An 11,704-nucleotide genomic window follows, 5' to 3' on the forward strand; every position below is an offset into this window, starting at 1 on the left:
TTACTCCTGATCCGAGCCATTGACGATATGGGCGATTTGCTGCAGGCGATTGACCGCCAGACTATTGATAGTGCCTTTGGGGTAGCGCCCGCGGCTGGATAACACGCCCACTTCACGGTTCATGAGGACCGAAAGCGCCTGATCCACCGTTTCTACGGCAAAAATATGAAAGCGCCCTTGTTTGACCGACTGAATGACTTCTTTTTCCAGCATCAAATTAATTTGGTTGGATTTTGGGATCACCACCCCCTGATTGCCCGTCAGGCCCCGGTGTTCACAGAGCTTATAGAAACCTTCAATTTTCTCATTAACGCCGCCGACACTCTGCACCTGACCGTATTGATTAATGGAACCGGTCACGGCCAGCTCCTGTTTCACCGGTGTCAATGTCAGCGCTGAAATCAGGGCTACCAGTTCTGCCAGAGAGGCGCTGTCACCATCTATCTGCCCATAGGACTGCTCGATGGCAATGTTGGCAGAGAGTGTCAGCGGAAACCATTGGGCGTATTTGTGACCAAGATAACCGGTCAGCAGCATCACACCCTTGGAGTGAATGGGGCGGCCCAGTTCCACTTCACGTTCGATATCTACCACGCCATTGGCTCCGGCGTAGACGGTAGAGCTGATGCGTGCAGGGGTACCGAAGAGGCTGTCGCCAATTTCCAGTACCGTGAGGCCATTCACTTTGCCGATGGCTTCGCCCTCGGTCTCGATCAGAATCTGTCCTTCTTTGATATCATCCAGCAACGCTTGGCTGATTCTGCCACTACGGCGGGTCTTGGCTTCCAGCGCTGTCTCAATGTGCGACACATCCAGACAATCGGTCTGCTCTTTTTGGCAAAAGTAGCGCGCTTCATGCAACAGCTCAATCACATCGGCAAACCGCGCTGACATCCGATGCTGATGTTCGGCCAGCCGCAGACTGAATTCCACCAGGCGATACATGGCTTTGGCCGAAATGCTTTGTAGTCCCATATCCTGTATCTGATGACGAACACGCCCGACAAAATCAAATAAAGTGACGTTATCCAGAGGGATTTCATAGTCGAAATCCACCAGTACCCGGAACAATTCGTCAAATTCGTCTTCGTATTCCTGCAGGGTGTAATACAGGTCCCGAGATCCCATCAACACCACTTTCACTTTCACCGGGATACTTTGAGGAGTCAGGGTCATGGAGTTGACCATACCGATATCGTGTTGATGGGGATCCATCTTCAGTTCACCGTGCATCAGCGCAAGCTTGAGCGCTTCCCACACATAGGGTTGCTGAATCATCTTATCGGCATCCAGCAGCAGATAGCCGCCGTTAGCCTTGTGCAACGCACCAGGGCGAATCATACGATAATTGGTAAATACCGATCCCTGCACATTGGTATACTCAATACGGCCAAACAGATTCTGGTAGGTGGGGTTGGCTTCATACACCACCGGTGCCCCATCGTTGATATCATGGCTGACCAGAATATTGGGAAGATACTGCTCTTCGAGCACCGAGCGCTTGTCGTACTCATCTTGTTTTTCGTCTTTGTTTTCCTCGGCCAGAATTTCTACGACCGTTTCGACCAGATGCGGCCTGAGCTGGCGCAGGAATTTAAGAATGCCCAAATCAGCGGCATATTTGTGTTCCAGCTCTTTGAGAATGGGTTTTATGCCAAGTTCTGCCGTTTCTTTTTTTAGCTTGCGCTGCATTTCCGACGATTCACGCTTCCACTGGGGTAATTCCAGTAGCTGTTCGCTGAGACGATCCTCAAGCTGATTAATCAAATCATAAAAATGCTGCCGTTGTTGTTCCGATAATTTCGCAAACTCTTCATCCGTTACCGGCTTGCCCTCGACAATAGGCGCAAAGCTGATGGTGCCACTCTCCTCGTACAGCGCCACATCCTGGCTTTGCGCAAACTGCTCCACTTCTTCAATGGCTTTCTCATAACGCTTGTCAAACTGACGCTTAATATTGGCTTTTTTTCGCTGATAACCGGGGTTATCGAAAGCGGCAGGAAAGGTATCTAATAACTCGTCAATCAGCCCGTTCATGTCCTTGAGCAATTTGCGGCTGTCACCGGCAGGTAAATGCAGTGCAAAGGGTTCCCGCTCATCCTCAAAGTTGTTGATGTAACACCAGTCATCGGGACTGGCTGCATTGCTGACATGACGCGCGATATGCTCGCGTACCAGCGTAAAACGTCCGGTCGCGGCCTCCCCCATCACATAAAGATTATACCCTCTGGCATCAATACCCAGACCGAAATCGAGCGCTTCACGTGCGCGGTTCTGGCCGATAAAACTGGCGCTCAGAGCGCGCTCGTCTTTGAGGGCCTGATTGATCTTCTGCCTGCTGGGTTTGGCGGTAAGTTGCTGATGGGTCAGTTCTGTTGCGTGTGGCATTAATTCGGCTAATACAGTGTCTTTAGCTCAAGTGAAACCCGATTTCATGGGCCTGTCAAACGCCATCCGTCAATTCCAGTGTAATCGCAGTTTTTCCGGCTACTAAATAATCAACCATCTGGTTGAAAGAACGGTCGCGACGAAAACTATGGCCAGTATTTGAGAATGAGATTAAGTGGGATCGAAGTTGTAGCGAACAGATCCAACTTACAAGGATGATGAAGGTGTTAAAGCAATCGGAACTCGCCGCAAAACATGCGACGTTTTAGATTGAGTGCGGTTAATTTCAGAGACTCATACTTCTTGTTGTCAGCCACCAGTGACCTAGCCCAATGCGCTCTCAAACTGCGTGACGAAATGTCTCAAACAACCTGAGCGGCTATACAGCCCCTCGACATCGCCGGGGAATGCTCCCTGCCCCCCCGGCATACCGTCCTTCCCTGGACATCGCCGAAAAAATGTTCCCGACATTTTCGGCATACCGTCCGTCCCTGGACATAAAAAAACCGGCAAATGCCGGTTTTTTAATTTTGGTGCGGATGGCGAGACTTGAACTCGCACGACCGTTAGGCCACTACCCCCTCAAGATAGCGTGTCTACCAATTCCACCACATCCGCAAAAACTTACTCAGGAATATCCGCAGGCTGATTGCCCGGCACATCGTTTTCTGCAGGCGCCTGTTCAGACACTGGCACTTCCAGATTTTCCCATTCATCACCCTGCTTTTCCTGGCCTGCGGTCATAGCGCCGAGAATCAGGCTGATAGCAAAAAACAATGTGGCTAATACCGCCGTTGAGCGACTCAGGAAATTACCCGAGCCACTGGAACCAAATACCGTATTAGAGGCTCCGGCACCGAAGGAAGCACCCATGTCGGCTCCTTTGCCGCGCTGAATCAACACCAGGCCAATCAGCGCCAGTGCAACCAGCAAATATATAACCATTAATACTTCGTAAAGCATGCTTTACCTCAAATCAGTTTGCCGCCTGGCAAATTGCTAAAAATTCGTCTTTTTTAAGACTGGCTCCACCCACCAGGCCACCGTCTACATCTGCCTGGGCAAAAAGTGCCCCGGCATTGGCGGCATTGACACTGCCACCATATAAAATTCTGATTCCGCTCGCCGCAGCCTCATCAGCTTTGGCAATATGTTTGCGGATAAAGTGATGAACGTCTTGTGCCTGTTCAGGTGACGCAGACTTCCCGGTTCCGATAGCCCAGATGGGCTCATAAGCAATAACCAGTTGGCTTATCTGTGTGCTTCCGACACCCTGTATTACCGCATCAAGTTGCGCCGCCACATAGTCAAACACCTGTCCGGCCTCGCGTACAGACAATGGCTCACCTACACAAACAATGGGAGTTAACCCCTGCTCCAACGCGACTCGGGCTTTTACTGCCACCAGCTCGTTGCTTTCATGATGGTCACTGCGACGTTCAGAGTGTCCAACAATCACAAACCGACAACCCAGTTCTTTGAGCATTCTGGCACTGATATCACCGGTGTGAGCGCCTTCATTATACTCACTGATATCCTGTCCGCCTAACAAGAGGCTCTGCTTGTCAAAGGCCTGGAGATACACCGATGGGGGGCAAATGACAACATCAAGATCTTGCTTGGCCAGGTTACCGATGCCATCCTGCATCTTATTAACCAGGTCGAGGTTACCGTTCATTTTCCAGTTTCCTGCAACCATTGGTCGTCTGTTGTTCATTGTATTCGCCATCTTGACTCCAGACTCGCCGGGGCGCGTCACTTCAAAGCGCGCGAGAGTTTAACCAACCCACCACAAAGATACAAGCATCTGATGCGTGATTCTTTACTGTGCGCTCACTTTTCGTACCGATTCAGCAATGTGCTCAGCCCATTTCTGCGCCAGCCCCTCGTCGGTAGCTTCAACCATGACACGTATCAGCGGCTCGGTGCCGCTCTTACGTAACAGCACCCTGCCGTCTTCGCCCATGTCCTGTTCTGCGGCCAGCACGGCTTTTTGAATATCACCATGGTCAGTAGACACTACCGTCTCGCCATAGCGGACATTGATCAGAGTCTGCGGAAACTTTTCCATGCCCTGTCGAAGTTCATATAAATTCAATCCGGCACGCAACATTGAGGTGAGCACCTGCAGGCCAGATACGATTCCATCTCCGGTTGAAGAGACCGCGAGGTTGAGCACATGACCCGAACTCTCACCACCGATATTCCAGCCCTTCTCATTCAGCAATTCCATCACATAGCGATCACCTACCTTGCTTCGCGCAAACGGGATGGCCAGTTGTGCCAATGCAACTTCCAGCCCGAGATTGCTCATCAGGGTACCGACTACACCACCACCATTCAAGCGTCCGGAAGAGAGCGCATCACGAGCAATGATATAAACGATTTCATCTCCATCGACCAGGTTGCCCTTATGATCCACCATCATAATCCGGTCGCCATCACCATCCAGAGCGAACCCAAGATCGGCTTTTTCCTCAAGCACCTTTTGGGTTATAGCCTGCATGGAGGTAGCACCGACATTGTCATTAATGTTCAGACCATCAGGTTCGGTGCCCAGCTCAATGACATCCGCACCCAGCTCCCTGAGCACGTTTGGCGCAATGTGATAGGTCGCACCATGAGCACAGTCCACCACAATCTTAAGCCCTTTCAATGACAAATCTGAGGGAAAGGTGCCTTTACAGAACTCGATGTAACGACCTGCAGCATCTGCTACCCGAATGGCTTTACCGAGTTTATCAGAGGCAACACACTCCATGGGTTGGTCCATTTGTGCTTCAATAGCCAGTTCAATATCATCAGCCAGCTTATAGCCATCGGCGGAGAAAAATTTGATGCCGTTGTCGTAATACGGATTATGAGAGGCACTGATAACAATACCGGCCTCAGAACGGAAGGTTTTGGTCAGATAGGCAATGGCCGGTGTCGGCATGGGGCCAAGTAACGCGACATTGATACCCGCTGCTGACAATCCTGCCTCAAGAGCAGATTCCAACATGTAACCCGAAATACGGGTATCTTTACCAATCAGAACCTTATTGGTTCCCCTACCTGACAGGACTTTACCCGCCGCCCAACCGAGCTTGGTGACAAACTCTGGGTTAATAGCACTTTGGCCTACTTTGCCGCGAATACCATCTGTTCCAAAATATTTTCTCTGGCTCATTGTTTTCCTTATATCGGCTGCTACCGATTTATAATTCTTCTGGTCTCAAGGTGGCGCGAACCACTTTGAGCGCATCGGCTGACGCTTTCACATCATGCACACGGATAATCTGGGCCCCTTTCAGGGCTGCAATGGTTGCACAGGCCAGGCTGCCGGCGAGGCGCTCATCAACATCATTGTCAAGCAGCTTGCCAACCATAGATTTACGCGACATGCCCACCAACAACGGGTAACCAAACTGGTGGAAATACTCCAGTTGGTTTAACAACTGATAATTATGCTGCAAAGTCTTACCAAAGCCAAAGCCTGGATCCAGGATTATTCGTTGTACGTCAATACCCGCTTGCTTGCATGCCTCAATACGCTGTTCGAAAAAACGCCGGATATCATCAAAAACATCTTCATAGTGCGGCTGCTGTTGCATGGTACGGGGCTGCCCCTGCATATGCATCAGGCAAACCGCGGCATCGGTGGCCGCTGCTGCCGCAAGGGCGCCTTCTTCCTGTAAGGCTCTTACATCATTAATGAGTACGGCCCCAGCATTGACCGCTTCTTTCATAACGATTGCTTTGCTGGTATCGATAGAAATCAGCGTGTCAAAACGACGCTTAATCGCCTCCACAATAGGTATTACCCGCTCCAGTTCCTGCTCAACGCTTACCGCGGCAGCGCCGGGACGGGTCGACTCACCACCAATGTCGATGAAATCGGCACCTTCATCCAGCATCCGCTGTGCTTGCGCCAGTGCATCGTCCAAACGGTTAAACTTGCCACCATCGGAAAATGAATCCGGTGTCACGTTCAATATTCCCATGATTCTGGGCAGTGATAGGTCCAACTCGTGAGTGATAAATTTCATTATTACAGTCCTGACATACGACAAGGGCGCTTACCAGCGCCCTTGGATAACTCTCTGTGACAGCCTATCAGCCGGGTTGATCACCTGGCTTACCCACTTCCGCGCTACCGGGTTTGGCTTCTTTATCCTCAGAGACCGGTTTTTCATCTCCGGAATCGGTGGGCGTGTCACCATTAGGTTTGTTGTCATCATGCCAGTCTGCAGGAGGACGGACATCCTTACGAGCCATTAAGTCATCGATCTGTTTGGCATCAATGGTCTCGTATTTCATCAACGCGTCTTTCATGGCGTGAAGAATGTCCATATTTTCTTTAAGAATGGACTCGGCACGCTGATAGTTACGATCAATCACCGCTTTGATTTCAGCATCAATAGCCCGGGCGGTGTCATCTGACATATTGCTGGCCTTTGCCATGCTGCGGCCAAGAAACACTTCGCCTTCTTCTTCAGCATAAAGCATGGGACCCATTTTTTCTGACAATCCCCACTGGGTCACCATCTTACGGGCCAGATCGGTGGCTCGTTCGATATCATTGGAGGCGCCGGTGGTCACCTTTTCGCCGCCGTAAATGATATCTTCGGCAATACGCCCGCCATACAGGCTGGAAATCATGCTCTCGATGTGCTGTTTGGTATAACTAAACCTGTCCTGCTCTGGCAAGTACATCGTCACCCCAAGCGCTCGGCCCCGGGGTATGATGGAGACTTTGTACACCGGGTCATGTTCCGGCACCATACGTCCGACGATAGCATGACCTGCCTCATGATAAGCGGTCATTTCTTTTTCACTTTCAGACATCACCATGGACTTGCGCTCAGCGCCCATCATGATTTTGTCTTTGGCCTTATCAAATTCTTCCATGGTCACCAGTCGACGATTGCCTCGGGCTGCAAACAGCGCGGCTTCGTTTACTAGGTTAGCCAGGTCAGCACCGGAGAAGCCCGGTGTGCCGCGAGCGATAATCGCCGCATCCACATTGTCCGAAATGGGAACTTTGCGCATGTGCACTTTCAGGATCTGCTCACGGCCACGGATATCGGGTAAACCGACTACCACCTGACGGTCAAAACGGCCAGGACGCAATAAGGCAGGGTCGAGCACATCAGGACGGTTTGTCGCCGCGATAACGATGATTCCCTCGTGGCCTTCAAAGCCATCCATTTCCACCAGCATCTGGTTCAGGGTCTGCTCTCGCTCATCATGACCACCGCCTAAGCCGGCGCCACGCTGGCGACCTACCGCATCGATTTCGTCGATGAAAATGATGCACGGTGCTGACTTTTTAGCTTGTTCAAACATGTCTCTTACACGGGAAGCGCCTACCCCCACAAACATCTCGACAAAGTCCGAGCCCGAGATGGTAAAGAAGGGCACCTTGGCTTCACCGGCAATAGCTTTGGCCAGCAACGTCTTACCTGTTCCCGGAGGTCCTACCATCAACACACCGGTAGGGATCTTGCCACCCAGCTTCTGGAACTTGGAGGGGTCACGCAGAAAATCCACCAGTTCAGAGACTTCTTCTTTGGCTTCGTCGCAACCGGCTACATCCATGAAGGTGGTTTTTATCTGGTCTTCACCCAGCAGTCTTGCCTTGCTTTTACCGAAAGACATAGCGCCGCGGCCGCCACCGCCTTGCATCTGGCGCATGAAGAATATCCATACACCAATCAGCAGCAACATGGGGAACCAGGATATAAAGATATTGGCCAGCATCGAGGGCTTTTCCGGTGGCTCTCCAATCACCCGGACGTCGCTCTTGAGTAAATCGTTGAGCAGATCTTCATCATAAGCCGTGGGGATGTAGGTGACAAAATTTTCACCACTGCGTTTTATCCCTTTAATTTCACGGCCACTGATGCGTGCTTCACGGATTAGTCCCTGATTCACCTCTTTGATGAACTGGGTGTAATCATACTGTCGGCCGGCTGTGTCGCTCGGAGTGAAACTCTGAAACACCGTCATCAGAACTACGGCGATCACCAACCACAGAATTAAATTTTTTGCCATATCGCTCAACGCTTTAACCTCTGTAAAAACAGTTTGTTTGCCTGCCTCTGTTGCCCCTGTTGTGGCGCAATATCGGTCAGGCTTGCCATCACGGTTAAGTCACCTTATCCGCATTCTTGGTTCATCCCCGGGGAGACAAACCGGCAGCTAATATCTTACGCTACCAGATAAATACGTCAGAATTACTATTCTGGGTCTCTTTTTCTGGCAGCCCAAGCCTACTATAGTTTGGCTGCTTGTGACAGAGCCAGCGGGAACTCGCTGGTTCGATATAAACAGCACAAACTGTTTGTGTCTTATTGTCCTTTGTAGCCCGTTGCCACCAAATATACCTCCCGCGATCGGGCGCGGGATGAATCGGGCTTTCGCGTTTTGACACTCTTAAACGCCTGTCTCATCTGAATAAAAAACTGGTCGAAACCTTCGCCCTGAAATACTTTGACCGCAAAACTGCCGTTATCTTTCAGAACCTGTCTGCACATGTCCATGGCCAATTCTACCAAATACATAGAGCGGGCCTGATCCACAGAGCTGTTACCACTCATGTTCGGCGCCATATCTGACAACACCACATCCACATTGTTTCCGCCAATACGATTTAATAACGCGTCAATCACCGCTTCTTCTCGAAAGTCACCTTGCAGAAAGTCGACACCAGCCAATGGCTCCATGGGCAGAATATCGCAGGCAATCACCTGTCCTTTGGCGCCGACCAATTGTGCCGATAGCTGCGACCAGCCACCAGGAGCCGCGCCCAGGTCGACGACAGTCATAGCAGGTTTGATCAAACGGTCCTTTTGCTGAATTTGTTCCAGCTTAAACACGGCCCGTGAGCGCCAGCCTTGTTTTTGGGCCTTTTGCACATAGGGGTCGTCAAAATGTTCTTTGAGCCAACGGGCACTGCTGGCAGAGCGGGTCTTTTTTGTCATATCCTGAGAATGTCATTAGGCATAGCGCTGAGATGACGTTAGAATACCCTTTTTTCAACCCCGGCGGCACCCTATTTGATGGAAGGTGTCGGTTTAACAACCAGATAAATTTGTAACTTAATGATTCTTTCGACAAAGCAAAAGCAATACCTTAAAGGCCTCGCTCACTCCCTCAAGCCCGTTGTGCAACTGGGTAATAACGGTCTGACCGAAGGTGTAATGGCAGAAATCGACCTGGCGCTGGATCACCACGAGCTGATCAAGGTAAAAGTACCGACCGACGATAAGGAGCAGAAACGCTTGATTTGTGACGCGATAAGTCGCGAAGCAAAAGCGGTAAATGTTCAATTAATTGGTCACACGTTAGTACTGTACCGTCAAAGCGACGAAAAAAAGATACGCATCCCCAAACTCTGAACATCCCGTTCAGGACCCAATCTCGCTGCTGATGCAGACAAAAGAACACACATCAGCAGCGGCAGCGGTGAACCTTTGGTCCCGGCTGTTAAAATCCACAGCCGCTTTCAGCCAGGTATCATCATTCCTTTGATACTAAATTCAGTGATGGAACCCTTAATTCCAGTTCGTCCTGATCCCATTAATTCAATCTGAATTCAATTCTTATTAAACCTTTTTATTCAAATCCTGCTTTTTTGATCTTTTTTGCGCTCAGCAAAGAAAAAACAGCTAAAATGGTTCAACTGAGAAATAAATAGTAATTTAAATATATTATTGCGTGTTGATTGCAATTCTAGTGTTATGAATATATTTTAATCAGACTTTCAGTGTTCAATTTGATAAACAAAAAGGTGATTTGATGAGTGATTTTATAAAGATTCTGACCCACGCAAGACGCCTTCAGGCGGCCGTGAAAGAGTTGTCTGTTTCTGAATTGGAACAGGTTAGTGAAAAACTGGCTGATGTCATTGAGAAGAAAAAGGAATCAGAGGCTGAGCAGCGCAGAGAAGCGGAGAGAAAGAAAGCCGTCAGAGACGCCATACTCAGACAAATGCAGGAAGCGGGATTGGATATTGATGATCTTGATGATGCTGCACCATCGAAAAGTAAAAAGAGCGGTCAGAAGCGCCCGGTTAAATATCGATTCACCGACCATGACGGGAAAGAACATAGCTGGACAGGCATCGGACGCACACCAAAAGTTTTCGCTCAATTGAAACAACAGGGGCAACTGGAAAAGTATCGGGTCTGATAAAAATCCGCTTATTTAAAAAGAGGCCGGCTTAGTCCGGTCTTTTTTTATGTCAAAAAAACGAGGTATCTGTATCAGCATCGGGTTATCAGTACAAATACCTGCTACACGACGTGGTATGGCAAAGTGGTAAGCGATAAATTGATCAGCAGAGCAATCTGAAATTGCCTCTGCAGACTATTGTTATACTAAGTCCCATAACATGAACAGCAGGCCATCATCATGCAAACACAGATCCAACAAGCCGTGAGTCAAATCAGTCATGTGATTTTGGGTAAGGAGCAGGAAATAAAACTGGCGTTAACTTGCCTGGTGGCCGGAGGACACCTTCTTATCGAAGATCTTCCCGGTATGGGAAAAACCACACTTTCTAACGCCCTGGCAACGGTTTTCGGACTTGGCTTTTCTCGTATCCAGTTTACCTCTGACCTGCTGCCAGCGGACATGCTGGGCGTGAATATTTTTGACAGTCAACGTCAGGCCTTCAGTTTTCACCCAGGTCCCTTATTTCAACAGGTTGTGCTGGCTGATGAGATTAACCGCGCCAGCCCCAAAACCCAAAGTGCCTTACTCGAGGCCATGGAAGAGCATCAGGTTAGCCTGGATGGTGAAACCCACGAGTTGCCCAGTCCCTTTTTTGTCATTGGTACACAAAATCCGCAGCATCAGGCAGGTACTTACCCCTTGCCGGAATCACAGCTGGATCGCTTTTTAATGCGTATTCAACTGGGCTATCCCAACTGGCAGGCCGAGAAAGACATGCTAAAACAGCCCCGGCAGAAAGATGTGCGCCCACTGAGCCCGGTTATCTCCCCCGCTGCACTGCTGGAGTTGCAGCAGCACCTTGATGAAGTTCATGCCTCGGACAGTATTATTGACTACATCTTACGTCTGGTAACCTTCAGTCGGGAATCGGAGCATTTTCCCAACGCACTCTCACCCCGGGCCAGTAAAGCTCTGCTGCAGTCGGCCCGCAGTTGGGCAATGATCGACGATCGTGACTACCTGATTCCCGAAGATGTACAGGCCGTCTTGCCCGCTGTCGCAGAACACAGATTGCGCTCCACGCTGACCGACCATCCCACGCAAACCAGCCTCAGCCAGTTGTTGCTGGAACAAGTTGATCCATTAGCGGCCTGAC

General features: G+C 50.0%; 10 protein-coding genes and 1 tRNA gene. 3 read left to right on the forward strand and 8 right to left on the reverse strand.

What is annotated here, in order from left to right; translation table 11 throughout:
• The 8 genes from CCY32_RS14375 to rlmE all read right to left on the reverse strand — a co-directional run bounded on the left by CCY32_RS14375 (position 1) and on the right by rlmE (position 9,353).
• Complete coding sequence (locus CCY32_RS14375) at positions 1-2,388, reverse strand: ATP-binding protein (RefSeq protein WP_088331884.1); 2,388 nt, start codon at positions 2,386-2,388, stop codon at positions 1-3.
• 531 nt (positions 2,389-2,919) lie between these two features.
• Positions 2,920-3,006 (reverse strand) — tRNA-Leu (locus tag CCY32_RS14380).
• A 6-nt stretch (positions 3,007-3,012) separates the two neighbouring features.
• Positions 3,013-3,351 carry a preprotein translocase subunit SecG gene (gene secG / locus CCY32_RS14385; protein WP_088331886.1) on the reverse strand — a complete coding sequence of 113 codons (339 nt, stop codon included), beginning with the start codon at positions 3,349-3,351 and terminating at the stop codon, positions 3,013-3,015.
• A gap of 13 nt (positions 3,352-3,364) precedes the next feature.
• Positions 3,365-4,117, reverse strand: coding sequence for a triose-phosphate isomerase (gene tpiA / locus CCY32_RS14390; RefSeq protein ID WP_246840634.1), 753 nt, complete (start codon positions 4,115-4,117; stop codon positions 3,365-3,367).
• A 93-nt stretch (positions 4,118-4,210) separates the two neighbouring features.
• On the reverse strand, positions 4,211-5,557 hold the full coding sequence (glmM, locus tag CCY32_RS14395; protein ID WP_088331888.1) for a phosphoglucosamine mutase: 1,347 nt from the start codon (positions 5,555-5,557) through the stop codon (positions 4,211-4,213).
• 28 nt (positions 5,558-5,585) lie between these two features.
• A complete protein-coding gene (gene folP, locus CCY32_RS14400; RefSeq protein WP_088331890.1) occupies positions 5,586-6,416 on the reverse strand; it encodes a dihydropteroate synthase in 831 nt (276 codons plus the stop codon).
• A 67-nt stretch (positions 6,417-6,483) separates the two neighbouring features.
• The gene (ftsH, locus tag CCY32_RS14405; RefSeq protein ID WP_088331892.1) at positions 6,484-8,433 is read right to left on the reverse strand and encodes an ATP-dependent zinc metalloprotease FtsH; all 1,950 of its coding nucleotides are present in this window, start codon (positions 8,431-8,433) and stop codon (positions 6,484-6,486) included.
• A gap of 287 nt (positions 8,434-8,720) precedes the next feature.
• Positions 8,721-9,353, reverse strand: a complete 633-nt coding sequence (gene rlmE, locus CCY32_RS14410; protein WP_088331894.1) for a 23S rRNA (uridine(2552)-2'-O)-methyltransferase RlmE — start codon at positions 9,351-9,353, stop codon at positions 8,721-8,723.
• A gap of 120 nt (positions 9,354-9,473) precedes the next feature.
• Between rlmE and yhbY the strand changes: the two genes are divergently transcribed.
• The 3 genes from yhbY (at position 9,474) to CCY32_RS14425 (ending at position 11,703) form a co-directional block, all read left to right on the forward strand.
• Positions 9,474-9,770 (forward strand): ribosome assembly RNA-binding protein YhbY, encoded by a 297-nt coding sequence (gene yhbY, locus CCY32_RS14415; protein ID WP_088331896.1) that lies wholly within the window; start codon positions 9,474-9,476, stop codon positions 9,768-9,770.
• 400 nt (positions 9,771-10,170) lie between these two features.
• Complete coding sequence (locus CCY32_RS14420) at positions 10,171-10,563, forward strand: H-NS family nucleoid-associated regulatory protein (protein WP_088331898.1); 393 nt, start codon at positions 10,171-10,173, stop codon at positions 10,561-10,563.
• 222 nt (positions 10,564-10,785) lie between these two features.
• The gene (locus CCY32_RS14425) at positions 10,786-11,703 is read left to right on the forward strand and encodes a MoxR family ATPase (RefSeq protein WP_210401752.1); all 918 of its coding nucleotides are present in this window, start codon (positions 10,786-10,788) and stop codon (positions 11,701-11,703) included.
• Position 11,704: the final 1 nt, after the last annotated feature.

The organism is Lacimicrobium sp. SS2-24 (genome assembly GCF_002201535.1).
Lineage (GTDB): Bacteria > Pseudomonadota > Gammaproteobacteria > Enterobacterales > Alteromonadaceae > Lacimicrobium.